A 26,332-nucleotide genomic window follows, 5' to 3' on the forward strand; every position below is an offset into this window, starting at 1 on the left:
GATTTATATGGCGAATAAAAAGGAGGCGACACCAGTCGCGGAACAGAAGTACGACGCGTCGAAAATCGACAAACTGGAGGGCCTTGAGGCTGTCCGCAAGCGGCCTGGAATGTACATCGGCGATCCCGATGAGCACGGGCTGCACCATTGCGTTTTTGAGGTGCTGGATAACTCGATCGACGAGCATCTGGCCGGCTATTGCAATCACATCACCATCGCCATTCACGTGGATGGTTCGGTGAGCATTCGCGATGATGGCCGCGGCATTCCGGTGGACAACCATCCTAAGTTTAAAATCCCGGCAGTTGAATTGGTGCTCACCAATCTGCACGCGGGCGGCAAGTTTGGGCAAGGGGCTTACAAATTTTCAGGTGGGTTGCACGGGGTGGGCGCGAAGTGTGTGAACGCGCTTTCGGAATGGTTCAAGGTGGAGGTGAGTCGCGATGGCAAAGTCCACACAATGGAATTCGAGCGAGGCAAGACGACGCGCAAGCTGGAAGTCATCGGCAAAACAAAAAGCACAGGCACGTTGGTGACCTTCAAGCCGGACGCGCAGATCTTCACCATCACCACGGAGTTTCAGTTTAACCTGCTGTCAACCCGCCTGCGGGAATTGGCGTTTCTGAATCCGGGCGTGGAGATCACGCTGATTGATGACCGCGAGGATGACAAGTCGGAGACCTTTTTCTATCGGGACGGCATCGAACAATTTGTGCGGCAGCTCGGGAAAAACAAACAGTTGGTGCATGCCAAGCCGGTTGTGATTGCCAACCGAAGCGAGCTGGAGGTGGGTGGAGTAAAAGAGGAAGTGTTCGTGGATATGGTCATCCAGTACAACGACAGCTACAACGATCAGATTTTATGCTACGCAAACTCAATCCCCAATCCGGATGGCGGCGCGCATCTGACGGGCTTTCGTTCAGCGCTCACTCGGGCGGTTAATCAGCACGCGAAGGCCAATAATTTACTGAAAGAAAAAGACCCGAACATTTCCGGCGACGATGTGCGCGAAGGTCTGGTTGCAGTGGTGAGCGTAAAGTTGGAGCATCCGCGCTTTAACTCGCAAACCAAGGGCAAGCTGGTGAATGGCGAAATTGAAGGTGTCGTGAGCAAGGCGACTTACGACGGCTTGATGCATCATTTTGACACAAATCCTTCGGTCGCCAAACGAATCATTGAAAAAGGACTCACCGCCGCACGTGCGCGCGAAGCCGCCCGCAAGGCAAGGGAAACGGTTCGCAAAAGCGCGATGGCCGGTGGCGGGTTGCCGGGGAAATTGGCCGATTGTTCGGATCGTGATCCGGCCAATACAGAGCTTTATATTGTGGAAGGTGACTCGGCGGGGGGCTCCGCCAAACAGGGTCGGGACCGCAAGTTTCAGGCAATCCTTCCGCTGCGTGGTAAGCTCATCAACGTAGAAAAGGCGCGCCTCATTAAGGTTTTGGAGAACAAGGAGATCCGCACGATGATCACCGCCGTGGGCACGGGCATTGGAGACGGGGACACCGAAGGAGCATTCGACCTTAGCAAGTTGCGCTACCACAAGGTCATCATCATGACGGATGCGGATGTGGACGGCAGTCACATCCGCACCCTGTTGCTTACGTTTTTTTACCGGCAGATGCCGGAGCTGTTGAAGCAGGGATATATGTATATCGCCCAACCGCCACTGTACCAAATCTCCCGCAAGAAACGTGTGGAGTACGTGCAGGACGACAACGAGCTGAACAAGATTCTGATTAATCTTGGCGCAGAGGATGTGACACTCAAGCTCGTTGACAAAAAGAAAACGCTCGACACCAAGCAGCTTGGTGAAATTTTAGAGTTGCTCGAGACGCTTGATAAATACGCCCGTTCCATCCGGCGACATGGCGGTGATTTTAATGAGTACGTCGGGCAGCGCAAAAAATCCGGAGAGTTGCCCACGCATTTGGTAAAAGTGCGCGACGGCAATGATGAGTCAGTCCATTATTTTCACTCTGATACAGAATTCGCAAAATTTGCCAAAAAGAACACAGATCTCAACTTATTTGAAGATGAACGCAACGAGGAAACTGAGGAAACCAACGGCTCCGTCAAAGCTGCTGCTACAAATAGTAACACCCGTCGCGGTACGCACGTGGAGCTGCACGAATCCAAGCCGGCTCAGGAATTGTTGGGCCAACTCAATCGCAAGGGGTTGCCGATGGAGCATTATGCCGCGCAAGACAAGCCGCTCTTTGAGCTGATAGAAGGTGACCACGATGGCCGAGCGCATCCGTTGTTTTCCGTTTCTGAAATCCTCGATACGGTTAAGGAAATCGGTCGGCGTGGCATTCAGCTCAAACGATTTAAGGGGCTCGGCGAAATGAACCCCAAGGAACTTTTCGATACTACGATGAATCCTGAAACACGCAAACTCCTGCGCATCGAAATCACCGACGCCGTTGAGGCGGAGGATATGTTTACCAAACTCATGGGCGACGAGGTGCCCCCGCGCCGCCAGTTTATTGAAGACAACGCATTAAACGTCCGCAACCTGGACATCTAATTTACCCAACATGGCCAAGAAAAAGAGTTCTGAAGAACTCCCCGTAAACACTACCCCGCTTTTCGCCGCAAACGAGAAGATTGCCCCGATCAACGTCGCCGACGAGATTAAAAACTCGTTCCTCGACTACTCCATGTCGGTCATCATCTCCCGCGCGCTTCCCGATGCGCGCGACGGTCTCAAGCCCTCGCAACGCCGCATCCTTTACGCGATGCACGAGCTTTCGCTTTACCCACCCAAAAAACACTTCAAGTGCGCCAAGATTTGTGGTGATACCAGCGGCAACTACCATCCTCACGGCGAAGCGGTCATTTACCCGACGCTCGTCAACATGGCTCAACCATGGAATATGCGAGACACCCTCGTTGATGGCCAAGGAAACTTTGGCAGTGTCGAGGGCGATCCTCCCGCTGCCATGCGTTACACTGAAGCGCGCCTCACCCATTTAGGCGGCACGTTAATGAGTGATATGGAAAAGGGCACCGTCAACTGGGTGCCTAACTATGATGAGCGGCTCACAGAACCAACAGTGTTCCCGGCCGCCTTCCCAAACTTGCTCGTCAATGGCGGCACCGGCATCGCCGTCGGTATGGCCACCAATATGCCACCGCATAATCTCGGCGAAGTCATTGATGGCATCACCGCGCAAATCGACAATCCCGAAATCACGCTCAAACAATTGATGAAGCACGTGAAGGGGCCGGACTTCCCGACCGGTTGCACCATCTGCGGCCTCAGCCCCATCGAGCAGTATTTCAGCACCGGCAAAGGCTCGGTGAAAGTGCGCGGCCGCCTCGGTGTGGAGGAAATGCGCGGCGGCAAACAGCAAATCATTGTCACGGAAATCCCGTACAACGTGAATCGCGCCACGCTGGTCAGCCGCGTGGCGGAGCTGGCCAACGAGAAAATCCTCTCAGAAATCACCGCCGTGCGCGATGAGTCGGATGAAAACACCCGCGTGGTCATCGAGCTCAAGCGCGATGCCGTGCCCAAAGTGGTCATTAACAATCTCTACAAACATACGCAATTGGAGACGTCGTTCAGCGTTAACATGCTCGCCATTGACCACGGTCGGCCGCGGACATTGCCGCTGAAGGATGCGATCAATTGCTACATCGAACATCGCCGCGAAGTGGTGGTGCGTCGAACGCGATTCGAACTGGAAAAAGCCGAGCGCCGCGCCGAATCGTTGGAAGGCTATCTTATCGCGCTTTCCAATTTGGATAAATTTATTAAAATCATTCGCGAATCCTCCAACCGCGAGGAGGCTAAAGTGAAATTAATGGCTCACGACTTCACAAAAGCAGCAGTCGAAAAGCTCGGCATACTCATTCGCAGCAAAGACCGCCTTACGAATGGTCGATACGAATTTAGTGAAGAGCAGGCCAACGCCATACTCGAGCTGCGCCTTTACCAACTCACCGGACTCGAAATTGACAAAGTGCGCGCCGAATACAAAGAGTTGGTCAAAAAAATCAAAGATCTGCTCGACATTCTTTCCAAGGAATCCCGCGTTTTAACCATCATCAAAGACGAGCTGTCCGCTATCCGCGAGAAGCACGCCACCCCGCGACGCACGGACCTCGCACCAGACGAAGGCGAGATGTCTATCGAAGACCTTATCGCTAACGAAGCGGTGATTATCACTCTCACGCATAACGGTCTCATCAAGCGCACCAATATCAGCGAATACCGCGCCCAACGTCGAGGCGGCAAGGGCGTCATCGGCATGAAAACCCGGAAGGCCACCACCGAAAAAGATACAAGCGACTTTATCGAGCATCTGTTCACGGCAAGCACACATGATTATTTGATGTTCTTCACCAACACCGGCCGCGCCTATGTGGAGCGCGTGCACGAAATTCCAGATCTCGGCCGGGCCTCCAAAGGCCGGAGCATTGCCAATGTGCTGGAACTGAAGCACGGGGAAAAAATTGCCGATGTCATCCGAGTGAAAGCTGTTTATGGGGAAAACAAGGCAGACGTTACTTGGCAACAGAAATATTTTATCTTTTTCGCTTCACGCGATGGCAAAGTGAAAAAGACCACGCTCAGCGATTTTGCAAATGTCCGTCGCGGTGGCATCATCGCCATCAAAATTGTTCCGGGCGACATCCTCATCGAGGCACGCTTCACTTCCGGTCAGAACGACGTGGTGCTCATCACTAGCGATGGCAAGAGCATTCGGTTCCACGAAGAAGACGTTCGCACCATGGGCCGCTCAGCGGCGGGTGTGCGTGGCATTCGGTTGAATAAAGAAGATCACGTCATCGCGCTTGCCATCGCTGATCCGGATGCAACTTTACTTGTCGCCAGTGAAAACGGGGTGGGCAAGCGCACTGAATTTGACGAGTACCGCGTTCAAGGTCGTGGCGGCAAAGGCATCATCACGATGAAAACCAACAATAAAACCGGCAAAGTGGTCGGGGCACTTACGGTGCATGACGATGACGAAATCATGATCATCACCGTCGGCGGCCAAATGGTGCGCACCAGCGTGAAAGGTATCCGCCAAGCCGGCCGCAATACACAGGGAGTGCGCATTGTGAGGCTTGATTCCAACGATCGACTACAGGACATTGCACCCGTCATCACCGCCGAGCGTGAAATTGAAGTCGAAAAAACCGAAGAAAGCGACGTGGGTGAAGCCGATTAGCTTAAGTGTGTTTGGCGCGGGTTATTCGCCGCGATAGATATAGCCTAAAGCGATGACACTATAGGCAGTGACCAGCGGTTTTTCGTTCTCCCACCAACGCGCGGATTGCGTGTTTATCCATGAACCGTCCTGCTGCTGCAATCCGATCAGTTTTAATCCCACTGCTTTGCGCCAATCAATTTTTTTACCTTTCACGTTGATGATTCGGTCTCCGGAAACTGACAGTGCCTTGGTCATCAAATAATAATAATAATACAACCCTTGGGCTCCCATCGCCGGGTTTTCTTCGAGTGTAAAATTATCGAAGAGCCATTTGCGAACGGCAACTACACGCGGGTCATCGGCCTTCAGTTGGGCGTAGGAGTAGCTGAGCATTCCGGCGTAGCTGATGCTGCCATAACTGCGCAGGGCAGTGCGTCCGTTTTTATCCTTAACTGTGCCGGCCATACTTTTGCCGGGGAAATAAATCATCCCGCCTTTTTGTTTCGGGTCATTGCTGGCCCACGGCTGTTTGTTGTGGCTGGGGAGGTTTTGGCAATTTTGAATAAATCCGATCGCTGCCTTCCAGTTGAGGTCATCCTGCGGAGGAGCGTCCTTCACAAGATGGCGCGTATAGTAAAGTGCTTCCAGCGAAGAAAGAGTATTATTGAGATCACTGTGCGGGTAGCGGCCGCCGTAGCCCACGCCGCCATCGAGTGGATGGTCCTGCTTGCCTTGTTCGCCAAGGTCCCATTGTTGTTTGGCCAAAAAGGCGCGCGCTTTGAGCAATACAGGGTTGTGCTGTTTGTCGTTTGCGGCAAGCAATGCCATCATGCATAATGATGTGTTGTAATTCGCCAGCCCCTTGCCGGGGACATAAATACTGCCATCGGGTTGAACGTGGGTGAGGAGGAATTTATACCCGTTTTCAATCCACTTTGGCGTTTGCTTGGGCTTATTGGGATTGCCTTGCCATGCGATTAGTGCGAGTGCAGTCACGGCCGGATGTTCGGGGCTGGTCCACCACCCCCCGGGGTTTTGGCTGGCCTTCAGTGAGGTGATGCCGCGATCGACGGAGCGCTGCAGCTCGTTCATGAAGGAAATGTCGCGTTGCGCCTGGGCAGGGCAGGCGAGGATGAGAAGCGCAAATAATGTTAATGCAGTTTTCATTTTATTGTTTGGATTCAACACCATCCGGATCCCATGAACGTTGGGAGATTAATTTGCCGTTTTGATATGTCAGCTCCCAGCGCTTTACGCCGGAATCATACCAGTGGGTTTCCACGCCTACTTGAATTCCGTTTTTGTAAAAGCGTTCAGATTCTAGTTGTTTGTTTTTGTAATGCCCGGCCACGCGTCCGCTGTAGGGTGCTGATTCCCCGCGTTTATACCATAAGCCCTTTTCGAGCAGCCCCACGCGTTCGCCTTTGGCGTTGCGCTTTTGCATTGCTTCAAATGTTGCGGTGGGAATTTCGGTTGGTTTTTTATGGGGAGGTTTTAGTAATCGAATCACTACTGTCGCTTTGTGATCTTGAGCCGGCAGCCCTTTCGGTTGCGGCCGCCATAGCTCGTCATCCTCACGGCCGGGCCGGGGATTATTGAATTGAGCTGCGTTATCAGTAATGAGCGAAACGATGGAACCATCACGTTGCGCCAAAAACTGCCCTTCGAATACGCGGGAACCGTTGAAGATGAACGGGCCTTTTTTAGCCGGTCGCAATGCAGGCCGAACGGTTTGCACAAATTGTTCGATGCGGGCCTTTTTCTGTTTTCCGTTTTCTTTCCAATGTAATTCGATGTCAACTGGTTGCCCTGGGATCGCTTTGGCTTCATCTTCGGGAATGAGTTTGCCGTCGCTTCCTTTTGCGTTTAGCAATAACATGGCTACTTGCACATGGAAAGGTTCAGCAGTGGTCACCAGCAGGCTTTCATGAACCTTCCCGCGGCCAGTGACGACCAGGTATTCAATGGGGCCTTCGCGAATTTCCACCACAACGGGAATGTGAACTTCGCGGGCCTCCTTCACCAGTTTCACCGTTCCGACCTGAAGTACGCCCGGAGAAATTTCTTTAATGACCGGTTTGGGTAATGGCTCAGGTTTGAAAGGGTCATCCTGTGCACAAACGCCGACCGCCATTAAAATGCAAATGCATAGGTGTTTCATATTCTCCAGGTAGTTTGACGGCGGTGCGCTATGTTTGCGACATATTTCTTGTTAAGCAAATGTAAAAACCGCTTGGTTTTTCGGGCCGGCGCCTCTACCAATTCCGCAGATGGATATTTCCAAAACAGTCGTTGCGCTCAATCAATTGGCGCGAAATATTTGGTGGACTTGGAATCAGGATGCACGCGGCATCTTTGGTGAGCTTTCGCCGCGCACATGGCAAAATGTGTACCACAATCCGGTGGCCATTTTGAGGGAAGTATCCGATGCGGAATTGCGCGCCCGCTTGCTCGAACCCGATTATGCCGAACGCGTGGCTGATGTACTGGCGGAATTTGACGGCTATATGAATTCCCGCGACACGTGGGTGACGCGGGAGGCGCCCAAACTGGCTGATCGGCAGGTGGCTTATTTCTCGGCGGAGTTTGGATTGCACGAAACACTCCCCATCGCTGCCGGTGGCTTGGGCGTGCTCGCGGGCGACCACATTAAAAGTGCCAGTGATCTTGGCCTCAACTTTTGTGGCATCACTTTATTTTACCGTGAAGGGTATTTCCAACAAACCATCAACCAGGATAACTGGCAGGCTGAATACTATAACCAACTCAACCCGCGCAACCTCCCGATGGATGTCGTGACTAATGCCGAGGGTAAACCCATCACCTGCGCGGTGGACATCGCCACCGATACCATTCGCTTCCGTGCGTGGCGCATCAATGTCGGCCGTTGCCCGCTGTACTTACTCGACACCAATTTGCCTGAAAACCCTGCCCACTATCGTGACCTTACGTTGCGCGTGTATGGCGGCGACACCACCACGCGCATCCAACAGGAAATCCTACTTGGCATCGGTGGCGCGAAACTAATACGCACACTTGGCAAAACCCCCAGCGTGTTTCATATGAACGAAGGTCATGCTGCATTTCTGGCGCTGGAACTCATTCGTGAAAAAATGACTGGCGGCAACAGCTTCGATGATGCCCTTGCTGCCACGCGCGAGGAATGCATTTTCACTACGCACACGCCCGTGCCGGCGGGGCACGATCGCTTTTCGCCCGAGTTAATGAGCTATTCGCTCAGCCGTTACGCAAAGCAACTAGACCTTTCCCACAAGGAACTCATGGCACTCGGCCGTTTGGATGCCGAGGACGACGATGAGCAATTTTGCATGACCGTGCTCGCCCTCAACGCCGCCCGCGCCGCCAATGGAGTCAGTGAATTGCATGGCGCGGTGAGCCGGGAAATGTGGCGGGGGAAATATAATGTGCCCGTCGACGAAGTGCCCATTGGCCACATCACCAACGGCATTCACACGCTCGGCTGGATGAGCCGCAGTGCGCGCGATTTCTGGCAACCGCGCCTCGGCAACGGCCCGAAGTTTTACGAACACATCAATGACGCTGAATTCTGGGCCAAGGTGGCGGATGAAAATTTTATTGCCGACGAGGAACTTTGGGCGTTGCGCTATCGGTTGCGGCGGGAATTGATTGATTTTGTGCGCAGTCGCCTCATTGACACTCCACCCTCCCGCGAAGGCGACTTTATCAGTTATGATCATTTGCTCGATGCCGACACGCTTACCATTGGCTTCGCCCGGCGCTTTGCCACTTACAAACGCGCGCCGTTGATTTTTGATCACTTTGAAGAAGTCGTGAAACTCGCTAAAAACGCCGACCGTCCGGTACAATTTATTTTCGCCGGCAAAGCGCATCCGGCCGATGAGGAAGGTAAAAGATTCATTCAAAAAATCGCGCATCTGGCCAAGCACAGCGAATTGCAGGGGCACTTGGTGTTCATTGAAAACTACGATATTCAAATTGGCCGAATGCTCGTGGGCGGCTGCGACGTGTGGCTCAACAACCCCCGGCGCCCGCTTGAGGCCAGCGGAACGAGCGGTATGAAAACCGCCGCGCACGGAGGGCTCAACTGCAGTATTATGGACGGCTGGTGGCGCGAGATTTATGATGGCGAAAACGGCTTTTCCATTGGCGACGATTCACATCCGGATAACCTCGAAGAACAGGACCGCGTCGATAGTGAGAATTTATTCCGCGTGCTGTCGGATGAAGTGATCCCCACTTTTTACAATCGCGACGCCTCGGGTTTGCCGCGCCAATGGATTCACAAAATGCGCCACGCGATGGCGACGGTGACCCCAAAGTACAACACGTGGCGAATGGTGCAGGATTATTCGCGCAACTATTATTTAGGGAGCTAACGTGCGTCTGCCCATCTCATCGCAAACTCCAGAAACCCTCCGTACGTGGCTGGACGAACGGGGCGAGAAACCATACCGCGCTTCGCAAATCCTCAAATGGGTGCATCAACATTTTGCCGTCGATTGGGCGGCGATGACGAATCTCGGCGAATCGCTACAAATCAGCCTCGCCGAATCCTTCAATTTTTCTACTGTCGAACTTGCCCGCAAACAAGGCGACGCCGACACCACTCAAAAATTTCTCTGGAAATTGCGCGATGGGCAACTAGTCGAGAGCGTCCTCATCCCCGCCAGCCCCGCGCTTTATGGCGAGCCCAGCGATCGCCACACGTTATGCATCTCCACGCAAGTGGGCTGCGCGTACGGCTGCACTTTTTGCGCCAGCGGATTGGACGGATTCAAGCGCAACCTCGAACCCGCCGAAATCATCGACCAAGTGCTTGCGGTCGAACGCGCGCAGGGCAGGGCAGGGCAACGCGCCATCAATAATCTCGTCATCATGGGAATGGGTGAGCCAATGGCGAACTACGATAACCTGATGTTGGCGCTGGAATCGTTAAATGCTGATTGGGGTGCAAATATCGGCGCACGTAAAATCACCATCTCGACCAGCGGACTCGTGCCGCAAATCCAAAAACTCGCCGCTCAACCACGCCAATATCGCCTGGCCATCAGCCTTCACGGGGCCACCGACGAAGTCCGCGATCGCATTATGCCCATCAACCGGAAATATCCATTGGCAAAACTAGCGGCTGCCGCCGAAGAATATCAGCAAGCCAAAAGCGGCAAGCTCACACTTGAGTACATCCTCATCGCCGGTGTAAATGACGCCCTCGACCAAGTCGCCCCGCTCGCGGAACTCGCCCATCGCCTTCGCGCCAAAGTCAACCTCATCCCCTACAATCATGTCGACGGTCTCGAATGGGGCCGACCGGACCGCGCCATCCAAGATGCCTTTCACGAGGCATTAGTTTCCCGCGGAACGCTCACCACTCTTCGCCGTGAAAAAGGCCACGATATTGACGCCGCCTGCGGGCAATTACGATTAAGGACCGAAAAGGAATTGGCCGCGACGTGAAGTTTGCATTCAACAATTTGATCGCTAAGGTCTCCCCGTGATTGCCTTACTTGATTATGGCGCGGGGAATGTCCGCAGTGTACAGAAGGCGCTAACGGCGGCTGGTGCTGAGGTCGCATTGGTGGCTAATCCGGAGGACGTCGCGCGGGCGGATGCAATGGTGCTGCCGGGCGTGGGGGCGTTTGACGATTGCGTGAATGCGATGCAGCGGCAGGAGTTGTTTGCTGCAGCGAAGGATTTCATTGGCACGGGCAAGCCGTTCCTTGGGATTTGCGTGGGCTATCAGGCGTTGTTCGAGAAGAGTGAGGAGTTTAATTCGTGCGCGACAGGCTTGGGAATTTTTGGTGGCAGCGTGGTGCGGTTTGCGGAGAATGAAATTAAAGTGCCACAGATTGGCTGGAACGAAGTGGAATTTGAAAAACCGGAGTGCCCCATTCTGAAAGGCATCGAATCGGGGAGTCATTTTTATTTCGTACACAGTTATTTCCCGAAACCCACGGACGAATCCATTGTCGCCACGCGCACCAATTATGGCAAACCCTTTGCCTCAGCCGTCTGGCGCGACAACGTTTTTGCCACGCAATTCCACCCGGAAAAAAGCCAAAAGGTGGGTCTGAAATTACTAGAAAACTTTGTCCAGTTGGCAGATTCTTAACGCGGGCTTGCCGAAAGCAGGCGGGATTGTTACCGTTTCGCCGAACCAAAAATTATGGCCTACGAACTCCCTGAACTCCCGTACGCGCACGACGCGTTGGAACCCCACATAGATGCACAGACGATGGAAATCCATCACGGCAAGCATCACGCCACTTACATCGCCAAGCTCAATGCGGCGCTAGAAGGTCACGACGATCTTGCCGCCAAAAGCATCGACGATCTTGTCAGTGATCTCAATGCCCTTCCTGAAGGCATTCGCGGTGCCGTACGCAACCATGGCGGCGGCCATGCCAACCATTCGTTATTCTGGACCATCATGGGTCCCGGCGGTGGCGGCGAACCCACGGGCGCACTGGCCGATGCCATCGAGGCAGAATTCGGCAGCTTGGATTCCTTTAAAGAAAAATTTGAAGCCGCTGGGGCCACGCAGTTTGGCAGTGGTTGGGCTTGGCTGTGCGTTAAATCCGATGGCGGACTTTGCGTTTGCAGCACAGCCAATCAAGATACGCCGTTGATGGAGGGCCGCACGCCCATCGTCGGCTGTGACGTATGGGAGCACGCTTATTATTTGAAATACCAAAATCGCCGCCCGGATTACTTGAAGGCGTTTTGGAGTGTAGTAAACTGGGACGCGGTCGCCGCGAATTACGATGCCGCCAAAAGCTGATCCCGATCTTAAAATATTTCAGCGCGCCTCCGGGCGCGTTTTTTATTGCGTATATTTCAGCGGGATTTGTGCTCCGGCGACAAAGCTTAATTTGGCGATGTTGACCATTTGGTAGACGTTGATGCGAAAGTCCGGGCAGGTACTGACCAGACAATAGGCGTCGGTCGGGCTGAAATGGTAATCGGAGACGAGCCACTCGATGAGATGCTTGGTGGCGGTATCGACCGCTTGCTCGAGCGGGCGCGCAGCTTGAATGGCGATCAGGAGATCGGGGGTCTCGATGCGCATGAAGGGCAGGGGGGCTTGCTTCTTCAGCTCGAAGCGTAGCCGCACAGTAGCGCAGGTTTCCGCAGCCGTGCCGGTGTATTCAGTATCGCCCTGGCTCGCATGAACATCGCCAAGGTAAAACAATGCGCCGGGGTGGCTGACCGGAAGGTGGATGCGATTGCCAACCGTGACATCACGGATGTCAAGATTGCCTCCCCACGTCCCTTGGCCGTCGATACTGGTGGTTACTTCGCGGTCTGGGGCGGTGCCGATGGTCCCGATGAAGGGCGTGATCGGCCATGAGATTTCTTCGCTGAAATGCAGCGTGCCATCGCGCATCGTGCCGCTGGGACCGAGGCTGTGCTTAAAAATTTTTGTGGTGTATTCGCTGGAAAGTTCTGGCCAGCGGGTGGATTGGCCGAAGGGCCCGCGGTTGGGGCCGGTGGCCACCCATGAGTAATCAGCCACTTCGATGTCCTCAATGCATGCCACGAGCACGTCGCCGCGTTCTGCGCCCTCAACAAAGACGGGGCCGCCAATGGGATTGGCCATGGGCGGGTTGCGATCGAAACCGGGCCGGTTGCCGGGGATCGCTTTGTCGTCGGGGGTTTTAAAATAGCCGGCACTCGCATCCCAAGTTTCAACTTCAAAACTCTCATCGATCTGCACGTGCAGCAACGGCTCGTCATGCCAATCAAAGGCATATTTTCTTGCGTCGTCTCGGAGGATTTTCTGCATGATGATGGGGGTGGATACGCTAATACGGTGCCCTAATGAATTGGCTTCGGTCGTTTGTTATATTTTTCATAAAGACGGGTGTGCCGGCTTTGGAGGTCGATTTTTTGCCCGGCAATCCACATATGCTTTACGTTGGCGCGGATATCAAAGATGTCGCCGTTCACCGCGATGAAGGTGGCTTCTTTTTTGGGTGTGAGTGAGCCAAGGCGATCGGCCACGCCGAGCATTTGAGCGGGGTGCAGTGTGAGGCTGCGCAGAGCGATTTCGCGAGGCAAACCGTAGGCCATGGATTGCGCGGCGGCGTAGACGATATTGCGCACCCGGGATGCACCCCAGGAACCGATTGGCTCGCTGTGAGCGATTTGAACGCCGGCTTTATGGAGGATGCCAGCGGCGCGAAAGTGAATATCGTGCGGGTCGATGTCGCGCTGGGGCAGGGTGAAGACATTATCGTAAATCACCGGCACTTTTTCTTTCGCCAACAAATCGGCCACTTGCCACGCATCGCGCGAGGCAGCCAGGACAATCTTGAATTTCCGACCCTTGGCCCACGCGACGGCAGATTTGATTTGTCGGACTTCATTGGCGTGCACGATAATCGGTTGTTGGCCCGAAAGCGTGCCGAGCATCCCCTCCCATGCGGGGACTTTTTTGAAACTTGCAGCACCAGCCTTTCGTGCGCGCGCGTATGCCTCGGCGTCATCGAAAAACTGATCGATCGTTTTTAATTTCTTGTTGCGTGACTCAGTTTGTTCTTTCGGTGATTTATATTTGGATGGGTCGCGCAACGATTCTTTCGGAAGCGTGTTGAGCTTCATCACGGGCCACCAGAGATGCAGGGCCGCGTGTGATTTTAGCGTCATCTCTTCAACTCCCCAACCGGATAGTTTGATTAGGCCAGATGTGCCGGTAATCGTACCGCCCATGGGCGCCACCAGCGCGTGGGTGAAGCCGTTGGCGCGGGCGACGGGAATGAGTTCGGAATCGGGGTTGACAGAAACCCACGCTTCCACGTCAGGCGTAAATTCGCCCACTTCCGTGGTATCTTGCGTGGCGCGCACGGCGTTAATTTCGGTCAGGCCGAGTGAAGTGGCTGCGGCAATCAGGCCGGGGTACAACTGCAGGTTTCCAAGGTCGACAACTTTGGTTTGGCGTGTGGCTCGAAGGTTCGGCCCGATCGCTTGAATGATCCCATCAGTGACAAGCATTTGGCCGTTTTTTACCGTGCCTTTGTCCGCCGTATGGATTGCAGCGGCTTTGTACAATACAGTTTGCGGTTGTCCTTGCGGCTGCGCCTGCAGCGTTGCGGCGGTAAATAGAATCAGAATCAGCTTGTTCACGGTTTAACCTTTCGACATTCGTAACAGTTGTTTAGGGCGTGTGCCTTTTCGAGTGCACGAAAAAAGAAAGCGGATCGCGCGGCTACGCCGGCGTTTTCTTTGCCGTTATTTTTACGGGCCTTGGCAAGGAGCGCTGTGCGCTCGGCGGCGAGTGTCTTTGTGCGGGCGGCGGCTTTTGCGCGGTCGTAGTATTGGGCCCCTTCGATCCACGTTTGTTCGCAGATCGTTTGAGTGGAAAGTGGATGGCCGCTCCACAATACAATATCGGCGTCCTTGCCGACTTCAAGTGAGCCGACCCATTGATCGATGCGAAGCTGTTTGGCAGGATTGAGCGTCACAAATTTGAGCGCGTCTTCCTCGCTGGTGCCGCCGTATTTTACCGCTTTTGCCGCCTCGAGATTCAATCGGCGGGCGAGATCGCTTGAATCGGAGTTAAAACTCACCAGTGCACCGCGCGCGTGCATCAGGGAGCCGGCGTACGGGATGGCATCGTACACTTCAAATTTATACGCCCACCAATCGCTGAAGGTGGAGGCGCCCGCTCCGTGTGCAGCAATTTCATCGGCGATTTTGTACCCCTCCAATACGTGTTGCAGTGTGCCAATTTTTACACCAAAACGTTCCATCGTGCGTATGAAAATGAGTATCTCATCCTGCCGGTACGAATGGCAGTGGATGAGGCGTTTGCCATTGATGATTTCGCCAATCGCTTCGAGTTCGAGATTGCGGCGGATTGGCGCAACGTCTTCGCGCAATTGATCGGCAAGATACTGACGAGCGGCGGTGAAGCGATTGTTGAAGAATGTTTTCACGCCCATTCGTGTTTGCGGGAAACGCGTGGTTTTGTCATCGCCCCAGTTGGATTGCTTTACATTTTCGCCAAGAGCGAACTTGATGCCGGCCGGTGCGTTCGCAAATTTCAACGCATCCGGCGGGGCGCCGTGGCGTAGCTTGATGACTTGGTTTTGACCGCCGATAGGATTGGCCGAGCCGTGTAAAAGATTAGCCGTTGTCAGTCCGCCGGCGAGTTGGCGGTAAATGTTTCCTGTCTCGGAATTCACCACATCACCGATGCGCACCATGGCGGTAGAGGGCAGTGTGCCTTCGTTGACGCCGCCGAGAATCATGCTGTGGCTGTGGCAATCGATCAGCCCGGGCGTGACGTGCATCCCCTTGGCGCCGATCACAATGCCATCGAAGGATTCGGGCGGGTTTAAGGCGCGGCCCACTTCGGCAATACGGCCATTGGCGATACGAATCGAGCCGTTGGTGATGACGCCTTCGGGGCCGCAGGTCCAAATCGTGGCGTTTTGGATTATCACATTTTTCGGTGAAAGCAGCGGTCCTCGAAAGGCGTCGGGTGATTGGGCGATGCGCGGGGAGGGTTTGGTTTTTTCTTTTCCCTTACCAACCATTCCGTTTTTCGGTTTAGTGTCAGATTTTTTAGATGCGGGGTTGTCGTTGATGAAATGACGGCCTTCGATCCACACGGAATCAATTTCATTGTCAGGATCAAACCAACTCCCCCCATCAACAACAGTGAGATTGGCAAGCTTGCCTTTTTCAATCGTTCCGATTTGTTTGTCCGCACTCATCAATCGCGCAGGTTCGGTGGTGAGTGCGGCAAGCGCCTGTTGTTCGGTGAGGCCTCGCTCAATGGCGCGTGCAATATTTTTACGGAAAGATTTGTAGTCTGCCAGGCCGTGGGTCGTGAGGGTGATTGCGTGGTCGCGGCGGAGCAGGGCGGGGATTTCCGGTGCCCAATCCCAAGCACGCAATTGATCAAGTGAAATTTGATTCCAATCTTCCTCCTCCGGCAGCTCGGGGATTGCGGGAAACACCACAGGCACGATGAATGCCGCCTTAATTTGTTTTAGCATTTCTGGGCGCCGCCATTCCTGACCGGTGGCAACGAGAATGGGATCAAACCCGAGTTCGGCGCTGAGCACTTGGGCGCGACTGAGCATCAAGACGCTTCCGGGTTCGATGATGATGCGTTGTTTGTACGCCTTGGCCAGCACGGGGCGCAATGCTTCGAGGGAAGGATTGTACTCTGGGCGTGCATCGGTCGGGTGCGTTTTGTGCCACGATTGCATCGCGAAATAATGCTGTGCATCGAACACGGTTTGGCGAATGACAGCGATCGCGCCCATCAGCGAATTGGGGTATCCTTCAGCGCGTTCGCCCGTGGTGGAAAAAGCCAGATGCTGTACCGTGTCCGGCTTCAGGATGAGTTGATTGGGGTTGCCGGTGCCCAGCAACGCCAACGTGCCGGTGCCACGATAAATGCCTTTAGTGGGTATCACGTTGGCTGCGGTGAACCCGAGCGCCCGCAGTGTGACGAGTTCTTTTGGGTCGGGCGAAAATTGCGCTGCCACGCGATGCTCCGGCCGCACACCAGCAATTTCGTAACCGGGTCCTTTACGCCCCATATCGGTTTTGGTGGTGGGCAGACCTGTGAAGCTCACGCCCGCGCGGGCGTCGATGGGCACCGTCCATCGGTTGGAAATCGGCTTGGCCTTGTCCTCGCCCAACGAAAGATACGGATCAATGAAGCCGGCGTAAATCGTTTTACCCTTCATCGACCAAACGCGAGCATCGGCGGGAATGCCTTTCTTCCCTGCAGGCAACACTGCCTCAATTCGTCCGTTGCGGATGAGAATAGTCGCGCCTTCCAAAGCCGTTCCTGGCTTGACGATCACCCGAGCCCCCATCAACGCGTGCGCCCCCAACGGCTGCGGCCGCTGGCCCGGCGGCAGAATTTCAGCAGCTGGAAGTAATGAGGGGGCAATCAATTGCCCTGTCAATAATGCCAATGCCGTCAGGGCGATGAAAATTGATTTCATACGCGAAGCGTAGGAGGCGTTTGACTAATGACCAAGCCCCAAATCCTGTGGAGACAATTGGATTTAAGAAATGGATCCCTGATGTTTTGAAAATTCCATTAGCCAAGGGAATTGAGTTTGCGATGGGGGCGCGGCTTTGGTAATCTACTGTTTTATGGCTGAATTTGTTCCGTTTCGATTGGGTGTGCTCGGTTCGGGCGGGGGCTCGAACTTTGGGGCAATTGTGGAATCGTGCCAAAACGGGGCCCTTTCAACCGTGCAGGCAAGCGTGGCGGTGGTATTAAGCGATGTGGAAAAGGCGTTAATTTTGGAACGGGCGCGGGATGTGGAGGTGAATTGCACGCACATTGCGCCGGGGAATTTTCGCACCAAGCTGGATGACGCAGCGGAAGCCGCTTATATAAAGGCGCTTAATGATGTGGAGGTGGACTTGGTGGTGCTCGCGGGGTTTATGCGGGTTTTGAAGGGGGAGTTTTTGCGGGCGTTTGAGGGGCGGGTGGTAAATGTGCATCCGTCGCTGCTGCCGGCATTTCCGGGGTTGGAAGCGTGGAAACAGGCACTGGATCACGGGGTGAAGGTGACGGGGGCAACGGTCCATTTTGTGGATCAGGGGGTGGATAGCGGCGCAATTATTGCCCAAAAATCGGTGCCGGTGCTGGATGATGACACACCGGGAACCTTGCATAAACGCATTCACGGCGCGGAACATCGGATTTACCCCGAGGCCATTGCGGCGATTGCGCGGGGGGAAATCGCATTGCGCGGGCGCGGCACGATCAAGGTTGCGCGATGAAAAATCGGGTTAAAAAATCAAAGAAAAAGATCGCTTTTCCGCGGCGACGGTGGCAGATCAACCCGTCCACGCGAGTGGAGGAGTCTTCCAAGCGCTATTCCCGCCCGAAAGCGAAAGTGCAAGCTCGGCGATTATTAGATGACTAAAAGCAACAAAAACAAAATTTTGAAATTCGGTTTACCGAAAGGCAGCTTGCAAGATGCCACGGTTGAAAAGCTGGCGAAGGCGGGTTGGAATGTATCCATCAGCAGCCGCTCGTACATTCCCGTAGTGGACGACAGCGAGTTGGAAATCCGCACCATCCGCGCACAGGAGATGAGCGTTTATGTGGAGCGCGGCTATTTGGATTGCGGCATCACGGGGCTGGATTGGATTGAGGAAAACAATTCCAAGGTGCACGAGGTGGGCGAGTTTTTGTTTAGCAAAGCCACGCGTCGTCCGGCGCGCTGGGTTTTGGCGGTGCCGGATAAATCCAAAATCAAATCGGTCAAGGATCTGCAAGGCAAACGCATCGCCACAGAAGTAGTGGGGCTCACCAAGCGTTGGCTGAAAAAGAACGGCGTCAAAGCCGAGGTGGAATTTTCCTGGGGCGCCACCGAAGTGAAGGCACACGAATTAGTGGACGCGATCGTGGAGGTAACCGAAACCGGCAGCAGCCTCCGCGCGAATAATCTACGCATCGTGGAGGAATTAATGAGCAGCACGCCGCGATTGATCGCCAACAAAAATGCTTGGAAAAACAAGTGGAAGCGCCAGAAGATTGAAACGATGGCGATGCTGCTGCGCGGCGCACTGGATGCCGAGGCGATGGTGGGCTTAAAGTTGAACATCAAACAGGCCAACCTCTCCAAAGTTTTAGGAAAATTGCCCGCGCTACGAAATCCAACCATCAACGAACTCAGCCAAACCGGCTGGGTAGCGGTGGACACGGTGATCGAAGAACACGTGGCCCGCGAAATAATTCCCAGCCTCAAAGCGGCTGGCGCAGAAGGAATTATTGAATATCCACTGAATAAAGTGGTATATTAACCCTTCTCACAGACAGACAAGAAGAGACAAAAACATGGGATCGTTAAAGAAACGACGCAAATCCAAAATCAACAAGCACAAGCGGCGCAAGGCCTCACGGGCCAACCGTCACAAGAAGCGTAAGTGGCAAAAGTAGGTTAACCCCTGCGCCCTTGCAATTCGCCCAACCGGGCGTGCTCCAATTGCCCTAATATAACGGGTCTGATTAACATGATGAATCGAAACCAATTCATGGTCTTCGCAGGTACACTCGTGCTTGCAGCCTGCGCCGGCCCCGTCAAGATGCCCAGCGAAGAAGCCCCCCCTTCAACCGCAGAGCTGCAGCCAAGCCAACTGATTGCCGAACCTGCCCCGCCAACGGCGAAACCCGATGCCGAAGCGAAGCGGATCGCCGAAGATGCGGCTATTGAACGCCGGATCCGTTCGATGGCGCATTACGCAGCCGCCACAGCCGCAATGGAGCGGGGCGAAAGCGCGGTGGCGATGGAAGAATTTGAACAGGCTGCCTTGGCAGATCCCGCAAACGAAAAAATTGTGCTCGAAGTGGTGCGCATGTTGCTGGCCCAAAAGAAATTCGACAAGGTGCTCGCGCTCTTGGTTAAAGCGACTGCTAACCCAGACGCGTCCGCCAAGGTGCACACACTGCTCGCAGTGACCTACGCACAAAAAGGGAAACTTGACTTGGCCCGCATAGCCGCCGAAGGCGCTATTCGCATGGCCCCGGATTCCATCCTCGGCTACAAAACATTAATTCAAGTTTACCAAAAAGAAATGAATGGTGGCGCCAAGCGCCTGCCTCAAATCCGCAAGACCCTCGATCAGGCCTTTGCCCAAAAGAAACCCGACATCACATTTCAGGTCGAACTGGCACTCATGGCCGGCGGTTATTTACAAATCGATAAAACTGCTGCGGAAGAACTCAAGCCACGCATCCGCAAGCTGCTGGATGCGGCGTGGGCCAGTAAACCGACTGTCCCCTTGATGATTGAGCAAATCGGCCGAGGTTACCGTATGATCGATGCCCGTAAAGAAGCGGCGGTGGTGACTCAAGAATTACTAAAAGCCTTACCCGGCAACCCGGCCGTGCTAATGCAGTTGGCACAGGATTTAATTATCGCAGGCAAGATTAAGGAAGGCCGAATGCACCTTGAGGCAATTCTTAAGAAGAACCCCAATTCATGGCGTGCCCACCAACTGCTTGCCGCGGTGGCAATGGATGAAGACGAATTCGCAACAGCCGCCCAACATTATCGTGCGGCAATCAAGCTCAATTCCCGAATCGAGCAACTGTATTTTGATCTGATTTCCGCATTGCTCTCGGACGACAAAAGTGATGAGGGGCAAAAGGTGTTGGATATGGTGAAACGGAAATTTAAGCCGAATTTTTTGCAGGCTTATTTCGCGGCGATGATCGCTTTGGAAAAACGGGATTTCAATCAAGCATTGGATGACTTGCGCCGTGCCGAATCGATCGCAAAAAATGCTGATCCCACACGCCTCAATCACATTCTTTATTTCCAATTGGGAACCACTGCCGAGCGTGCCGGAAAAATTGAAATTGCCGAAAAATATTTCCGGCAATCAATTGAGAAAAATCCGGAATATGCAACCGCGTTAAATTATCTCGGATATATGTGGGCCGATCGCGGTGAAAAACTTGATGAAGCAATCGAACTGATTGATCGAGCACTCAAGCTCAGCCCCGATAACGGTGCATATCTTGACAGCCGTGCGTGGGCACTCTTCAAGCAGGGCAAATTCAAGGAAGCGCTCACGTGGCAACTCAAGGCGCTCAAACACACCGAGGGCGATGATGCTGAAATTTTCCTTCACCTTGGCGAAATGTATTTGAAATTGAAGCAGCCAAAAGAGGCCCGCGGATACCTTGAGAAAGCCGCTGCCATTAAAGACACTGAACCAGACGTGAAACAGCGCATTCAGGATGTGCTTAAACAACTTCCCTAACGCAGACTGATGCCTCTGCAGTTTACCCGGCACTATACTCTGCCCGAAGCTCGCGAAATGCTCCCCACACTTCGTGAGTGGTTTGCGGAACTCGATGAGGTGACTCCCCTTATTCATCAATCCGAACAATCCTTTGAGCCCCGCTTGGCCGCCGGCGAAGATCTCGGAGGGCAGGGGGTTGTTGAATGGGCCAAAAACCTACGGCGCGTTCATGAAGTGCTGCGTGAATTTCAAGCGCGCGAAATTCAATTGAAGGATGTGGCGCGCGGGCTCGTCGATTTCCCTGCGATTCTTGACGAACGCGAGGTCTTTCTCTGCTGGGAAAAACCGAAATGAACATTACCCACTGGCACGACATCGACACGGGTTTTGCCGGGCGAAAACCATTGTGGGAGGTCCGCGAGGATTGACACAAGGGCGGGTAACGTATAAAAGGCCTCCCGATTTTTTCCGACATCGCAGATACTATGATTAAGGTAAAAAACCTCCGCAAAACTTTTGGCGCCAACGTCGCCGTGGACAGCATCAGCTTCAACGTGAAGCAGGGCGAAGTGCTTGGCTTTCTCGGCCCCAATGGCGCGGGGAAATCCACTACGATGCGCATGATTACCGGTTACCTTGTGCCCGATGAAGGCAGTGTGACGGTTGGCGAATTCGACATCGTCGAATCCCCCGCAAGCGCCAAGTCGCTCATTGGTTATCTGCCGGAAAATGCACCCAGCTACCCGGACATGACCGTGCAGGCTTTCCTGCGCTTCACAGCGGAAATCCGCGCCCTCACAGGCATGGCGCGAGACAAGGCAGTGGACGGCGCCATCGATACGTGCTCGTTGCAGCCTGTTCGGCATCAGAGCATTGACACGCTTTCCAAAGGCTTCCGCCACCGCACTTGCCTTGCGCAATCTCTACTGCACGAACCCGAAGTGCTGGTGCTCGATGAACCGACTGACGGCCTCGACCCCAACCAAAAACGCGAAGCCCGCCAACTCATCAAGCGATTGGGTGAAACGAAGGCGGTGATTTTTTCCACGCATATTTTGGAGGAAGTGGACGCCGCCTGCTCGCGCGCCATCATCATCAACAACGGTGGGATCGTAGCCAACGGCACGCCGGACGAATTAAAACAAAAAACCAAGTCCGGTCGGCTGGATGACCTGTTCCGTGAACTCACCATGAGCGACACCCAAACAAAGGAGGCAGCTTAAATGAACTCCCCTTTTCGAAATGTTCTCACCCTCGCCAAGCGCGAGTTCACCGGGTACTTCGCTACGCCGGTGGCTTATGTGTTCCTCGTCATCTTTTTGCTGATGACCGGTTTCTTCACGTTCATGCTGGGCATGGATTTGTTCGACCGTAATCAAGCCTCGCTGGAATCCTTTTTCACCTGGCATCCTTGGCTGTATTTATTTCTCGTGCCCGCAGTGGCAATGCGGTTGTGGTCGGAAGAAAAACGGACCGGCACCCTTGAGCTGCTACTCACACTCCCGATTACCGCCTGGCAGGCGGTGCTGGCAAAATTCCTGGCCTCGTGGGCATTCCTCGTTTTGGCGTTGGCATTAACATTCCCGGTTTGGATAACGGTTAACAAGCTCGGCTCGCCAGACAACGGTGCGATTTTTTGTGCCTACGTGGGCAGCGCATTAATGGCCGGCGCATATCTCGCCATCGGTTGCATGACCTCCGCCCTTACGCGCAATCAAGTGGTTAGCTTTATCCTGTCGGTGGTGGTTTGCCTCTTTACCATTTTGGCCGGCTTTGCGCCGGTAACCAACTTTATGACCGGCTTGTTTCCCAACAGCCCGGGCGTCGTGGAGTTCGTGGCCAATCTTAGTGTCATCACTCATTTCGAATATTTCCAACGGGGCGTGCTCGATTTTCGTGACCTGGTATTTTTTGGTTCGGTGATTATTTTCGCCCTGTTTGTCACAGGCATCATTGTCCGCAACGCGCAAGAGTCGCGAACGGCAGGTAATTTTTCCTACTCCCTTGGTTTCTGTGGGCTAGGGGCACTCATCCTGATCGCGGCCAACGCGATGACGGCGCAACTCCGCTGGAAGGCTGATCTGACTGAGGGGAATATTTATTCATTGTCCAAAGGCACCGAGCGGATTCTGTTGCGCCTAAACGATGATCGTGGCGGGGAGCCGGACGCCTTCAAGTTGGAGATGCGTTTATATCAAACCAGCGACCAGCGAGTACCCAACAATTTGTCCCGCTACGCAAAGCGCGTGGAGGATATGCTAAAGGAATACGTGGGGCTTGCGAGTAACATGTCGAAAGGCGGCAACGAGTCCCTGATTCTTCATCGGATCAATGTGCAGCCCGATTCTCCCGAGGAAGATCAGGCCATGAAGGATAATATCGAGAAATTTCCTATCGGCCCGGAAGAATTTGCTTATCTTGGGCTATCACTCAGCTATGCCGACCGCACCGAAAAAGTAGAATTACTAGTCTCCACTCAAACTCAAAGTGGGCGCTCCATGTCGCTTCGTTCTGAAGTAACGTTGGAATATGAAATTTCCCACGCGATTACCCGTTTATTAAAATCAGAAGACGTCCGGGTGGTCATTGGAGTTATGGCGCCACCCACTGTTCAGGTGATGGGCGGCTTACCGCATGGCATCCCGCCACAAATGGCCATGCAACGCGGTATGGAGCCAAGACCGCCGTGGGCACTAATCCGCTTGTTGCAACGTGAATACGATGAAGTGCGCGCCGTAGATTTTAACTCCGGCATTTCACGCAACGATCAAAGCGAAGAGCAATCGCTCGTTGAGAGCGACATCGACATGCTGTTGGTCATTCATCCGCAAAACATCAGCGAACGAGCGCAATTCGCTATCGACCAATACGTGCTTAATGGCGGAAAGGTGGTCGCCTTTCTCGATCCTTTTTATGGGCTTTCCGCCGGAGCGATGGGCGGTCGCGGCCCTGCGGACAGCTCTTCCACGCTCAGTAAGTTGCTCCCCGCGTGGGGACTGAATTTTGATAATTCACACATCTTGGCTGATATGGATAACCCGTTTCGACCGGATCCACGTGAATCAGAAGTGTGGCCAACATTGGTGGAGTTGTCCGGGAAAAGCCACAGCCAATCTGAAGTTATCACACAGAATTTGGGCACAGTGAGCGTGCTGCACGTTGGCTCGTTTACCGGCAAGGCGGCAGACAAGGGGCTAACCCAGGTCAACCTCTTGAACAGCTCGACCAACGCCATGCAGCTCAACACAAAGACACCCGCCGGCACTGCCACTAATGCCACGGCCATCCTTCCAAGAGCCCCATTTACCGCCGCCCAAAACAAGATTGCCCGCACGTTTAAAGGCGGCGGGAAATCCAGCGTGTTGGCCGTGAAACTCACGGGCAATTTTACCACCGCTTTCCCGCAAGGCGATCCTGAAGCCATACCGCCCGCAGATGCCAACGCGACTGTGCCGAAAGATGCCTCCCTGAAATCCGTGCGCGAAAACGCTTTGCCGGTGGTCGTGTTGGTGGGAGATGTGGATTTGCTGAATGACCAATTAGCAGCCCAACCGATGAGGGATGCCTTCGGCCAGTTCGTCGGATTTCGCTACAGCAACCTCACTTTTGTGATGAATCTGGCAGATTACCTTACCGGCGATGAGGATCTCATCCGCGTCCGCAGTCAATCCCAGCGAGATCGGCCATTGGAGTTGCTCGATCGTATGCTAGAAAAGGCTACTCGCCGCGTGCAAAAAGACATTGATTTGCTGCAGAAAGAACTCGAAACCGCCAAAAAGAAAGTTCGGGAAATTGAAGAAAAAGTTAATGAACAGGTTCGCCAACTCATGGCGAGCGGCGGCGGTCAATTGCAGATTAGCGAAGCTGACGTTAAAAAATTAAAGGACATGGAGACCGAAGAGAAAGCGGCTGAAGACAAAGCGCGCAAAACAATTCGCGAAAAAAAACGTGAGTTGCGGGAGGAAATCAACGCGCTGAAATTCCGCATCAAGTGGGCCAATATTCTCATCATGCCGGCGCTTGTAGCGCTTTTTGGCTTGTTCGTTGCCGTCACCCAGTCCAAACGTTCTAAACGTTCGGTAACTTTATCATGAAGACCAAACAATTAATTTCAATGGTGGCGCTATTGGTCGTCACGATTGCGGGCTATCTGATTTTCAGCCCCAGTAGCGAGTCCGCCTCGGCTATTGACAGCAACGTAGGCGACGAACCAATGGCTGACTTAAATATCGGCAGCATCGCCGCAATCTCCATTGCGGCCGACGGAGAAAACGGAATTTCCACATTACGCGTGGAGAAAAAACTGGGCAATTGGGTGGTTGCCCAACGGGGTGGATATCCCGCGGACACCAGTCGCATAGAAGGATTGGTTAAAAATCTGATCGCAATGAAAATTCTGCGGCGCGTTCCTGCGAGTAAAAGTCAACTGGACCGACTGCACCTTAAGGAGCCCGGCACGGGCAAAACGGCGGCTACCCGGATTGAGTTTTTCGCGGCGGATGGCAAATCCATCAAAATCGTTCACCTTGGCAAAGAGTTGAGCGCTCCGGGCGGCGAGGAGAACACTTCAGCTCTGGGAGGTGGCGGCAATTATCCGGATCGCCGTTTCATCATGCTTGATGCCAAGCCGGCAAGCGCGGCGGTTGTCGATCAAACATTCAGCAACGCAAACGCCGTCCCTTCAGACTGGATTAACCGTACGGATTTTTTTGATGTAAAGAACGTGCTCACACTCGCCGTGGATTACCCCGGAACCGAAGCCACCAATTCCTGGAAACTCACTCGGGAAAACACCGCCACCAATTGGACGCTCGTGGCCGCCCGCGAAGGGGAGGCGCTGGATCAAAGCAAGCTCAATTCTTTGGGCCAGCCATTTCAGTCGCCCACGTTTAATGATGTCCTTATTGGCGACGCGGCCGCTGCCTCGATTAGCACGAATGCCACCCGCATCACATTAGGCACTGAAGATCACTTCACCTACACCATCTCCCTTGGCAAACCAAATGAAGGCGGGGATTTCCCGATGCGGCTTGCGGTTTCCGCTAAACTTCCCGAGAAACGCATCCCCACCAAAGATGAAAAGCCCAACGCCGCCGCCAACCTCGATCTTCAATGGCTTAACCAACAACGACAACTCAAAATCCGGCTGGCCCTTCACCAATCTTACTCCGGCGAATACTGGACATATCTTGTCCCCGGCTACACAATTACTGACTTGCTGAAAAAACGCAGCGAATTGATGGCTCCTAAGCCCACCCTGCCGCCACTTGGACCGTTACTGCCCGGGCCGCCAAGCCTAACGCCAATTCCCCCGAACGATCCTTAAACGTTAACATTTTTCTTCGATGCCCGCATTGACAGGCGGTACATTTAGTGGTTTATTTGTGAAGCAGAGGAACGCGATATGGCCAATCTAACAAAAA

Annotated in this window: 19 protein-coding genes; 14 read left to right on the plus strand and 5 right to left on the minus strand. The window is 53.8% G+C overall.

All coding sequences use genetic code 11. The annotated features are described in order from the left end of the window. Nucleotides 1-7 precede the first annotated feature (7 nt). Nucleotides 8-2,530, plus strand: coding sequence for a DNA topoisomerase (ATP-hydrolyzing) subunit B (gene gyrB, locus H8E27_08660; GenBank protein ID MBC8325683.1), 2,523 nt, complete (start codon nucleotides 8-10; stop codon nucleotides 2,528-2,530). 10 nt (nucleotides 2,531-2,540) lie between these two features. Continuing rightward, nucleotides 2,541-5,186, plus strand: a complete 2,646-nt coding sequence (gene gyrA, locus H8E27_08665; protein MBC8325684.1) for a DNA gyrase subunit A — start codon at nucleotides 2,541-2,543, stop codon at nucleotides 5,184-5,186. A 21-nt stretch (nucleotides 5,187-5,207) separates the two neighbouring features. On the opposite strand, the gene H8E27_08670 is transcribed toward gyrA, so the two are convergent. Both H8E27_08670 and H8E27_08675 read right to left on the minus strand, forming a co-directional pair. After that, entirely contained in the window at nucleotides 5,208-6,335 is a 1,128-nt protein-coding gene (locus H8E27_08670; protein MBC8325685.1) for a terpene cyclase/mutase family protein, read from the minus strand. A gap of 1 nt (nucleotide 6,336) precedes the next feature. Then, complete coding sequence (locus H8E27_08675) at nucleotides 6,337-7,329, minus strand: hypothetical protein (protein MBC8325686.1); 993 nt, start codon at nucleotides 7,327-7,329, stop codon at nucleotides 6,337-6,339. 109 nt (nucleotides 7,330-7,438) lie between these two features. On the opposite strand from H8E27_08675, the gene glgP reads away from it, so the two are divergent. From glgP to H8E27_08695, 4 genes are read left to right on the plus strand one after another with little or no spacing between them, the layout of a single operon-like run. Further along, nucleotides 7,439-9,547 (plus strand): alpha-glucan family phosphorylase, encoded by a 2,109-nt coding sequence (gene glgP, locus H8E27_08680; GenBank protein MBC8325687.1) that lies wholly within the window; start codon nucleotides 7,439-7,441, stop codon nucleotides 9,545-9,547. Nucleotide 9,548: 1 nt separating this feature from the next. Beyond that, complete coding sequence (gene rlmN, locus H8E27_08685; protein ID MBC8325688.1) at nucleotides 9,549-10,625, plus strand: 23S rRNA (adenine(2503)-C(2))-methyltransferase RlmN; 1,077 nt, start codon at nucleotides 9,549-9,551, stop codon at nucleotides 10,623-10,625. Nucleotides 10,626-10,662: 37 nt separating this feature from the next. Beyond that, on the plus strand, nucleotides 10,663-11,280 hold the full coding sequence (gene hisH / locus H8E27_08690) for an imidazole glycerol phosphate synthase subunit HisH (protein MBC8325689.1): 618 nt from the start codon (nucleotides 10,663-10,665) through the stop codon (nucleotides 11,278-11,280). Nucleotides 11,281-11,331: 51 nt separating this feature from the next. Then, nucleotides 11,332-11,949 carry a superoxide dismutase gene (locus tag H8E27_08695; protein ID MBC8325690.1) on the plus strand — a complete coding sequence of 206 codons (618 nt, stop codon included), beginning with the start codon at nucleotides 11,332-11,334 and terminating at the stop codon, nucleotides 11,947-11,949. 42 nt (nucleotides 11,950-11,991) lie between these two features. Here H8E27_08695 and H8E27_08700 read toward each other — a convergent pair whose 3' ends face one another. From H8E27_08700 to H8E27_08710, 3 genes are read right to left on the minus strand one after another with little or no spacing between them, the layout of a single operon-like run. Beyond that, a complete protein-coding gene (locus H8E27_08700; GenBank protein ID MBC8325691.1) occupies nucleotides 11,992-12,954 on the minus strand; it encodes an acetamidase/formamidase family protein in 963 nt (320 codons plus the stop codon). A 32-nt stretch (nucleotides 12,955-12,986) separates the two neighbouring features. Next, nucleotides 12,987-14,294 carry an amidohydrolase family protein gene (locus tag H8E27_08705; GenBank protein MBC8325692.1) on the minus strand — a complete coding sequence of 436 codons (1,308 nt, stop codon included), beginning with the start codon at nucleotides 14,292-14,294 and terminating at the stop codon, nucleotides 12,987-12,989. Beyond that, complete coding sequence (locus H8E27_08710) at nucleotides 14,291-17,140, minus strand: amidohydrolase family protein (GenBank protein MBC8325693.1); 2,850 nt, start codon at nucleotides 17,138-17,140, stop codon at nucleotides 14,291-14,293. The genes H8E27_08705 and H8E27_08710 overlap by 4 nt, the downstream gene beginning before the upstream one ends. A gap of 154 nt (nucleotides 17,141-17,294) precedes the next feature. Between H8E27_08710 and H8E27_08715 the strand changes: the two genes are divergently transcribed. From H8E27_08715 to H8E27_08750, 8 genes are all read left to right on the plus strand, one after another. Further along, nucleotides 17,295-17,933, plus strand: coding sequence for a phosphoribosylglycinamide formyltransferase (locus H8E27_08715; protein MBC8325694.1), 639 nt, complete (start codon nucleotides 17,295-17,297; stop codon nucleotides 17,931-17,933). Nucleotides 17,934-18,071: 138 nt separating this feature from the next. Further along, nucleotides 18,072-18,962 carry an ATP phosphoribosyltransferase gene (locus H8E27_08720; GenBank protein ID MBC8325695.1) on the plus strand — a complete coding sequence of 297 codons (891 nt, stop codon included), beginning with the start codon at nucleotides 18,072-18,074 and terminating at the stop codon, nucleotides 18,960-18,962. A 210-nt stretch (nucleotides 18,963-19,172) separates the two neighbouring features. Beyond that, nucleotides 19,173-20,927 carry a tetratricopeptide repeat protein gene (locus tag H8E27_08725; GenBank protein ID MBC8325696.1) on the plus strand — a complete coding sequence of 585 codons (1,755 nt, stop codon included), beginning with the start codon at nucleotides 19,173-19,175 and terminating at the stop codon, nucleotides 20,925-20,927. 57 nt (nucleotides 20,928-20,984) lie between these two features. Then, on the plus strand, nucleotides 20,985-21,263 hold the full coding sequence (locus H8E27_08730; protein MBC8325697.1) for a DUF2203 family protein: 279 nt from the start codon (nucleotides 20,985-20,987) through the stop codon (nucleotides 21,261-21,263). Continuing rightward, entirely contained in the window at nucleotides 21,260-21,337 is a 78-nt protein-coding gene (locus tag H8E27_08735; protein ID MBC8325698.1) for a DUF2203 family protein, read from the plus strand. Before H8E27_08730 ends, H8E27_08735 begins: the two co-directional genes overlap by 4 nt. A gap of 57 nt (nucleotides 21,338-21,394) precedes the next feature. Further along, entirely contained in the window at nucleotides 21,395-22,132 is a 738-nt protein-coding gene (locus tag H8E27_08740) for an ATP-binding cassette domain-containing protein (protein MBC8325699.1), read from the plus strand. Beyond that, nucleotides 22,133-25,003: a Gldg family protein gene (locus H8E27_08745; protein MBC8325700.1), complete on the plus strand. Its 2,871-nt coding sequence runs from the start codon at nucleotides 22,133-22,135 to the stop codon at nucleotides 25,001-25,003. It abuts the gene before it with no gap. Next, nucleotides 25,000-26,235, plus strand: coding sequence for a DUF4340 domain-containing protein (locus H8E27_08750; protein ID MBC8325701.1), 1,236 nt, complete (start codon nucleotides 25,000-25,002; stop codon nucleotides 26,233-26,235). The genes H8E27_08745 and H8E27_08750 overlap by 4 nt, the downstream gene beginning before the upstream one ends. The last annotated feature ends 97 nt before the right edge of the window (nucleotides 26,236-26,332 follow it).

The sequence above is a fragment of the Limisphaerales bacterium genome (genome assembly GCA_014382585.1).
Taxonomy (GTDB): Bacteria; Verrucomicrobiota; Verrucomicrobiia; order Limisphaerales; family UBA1100; genus JACNJL01.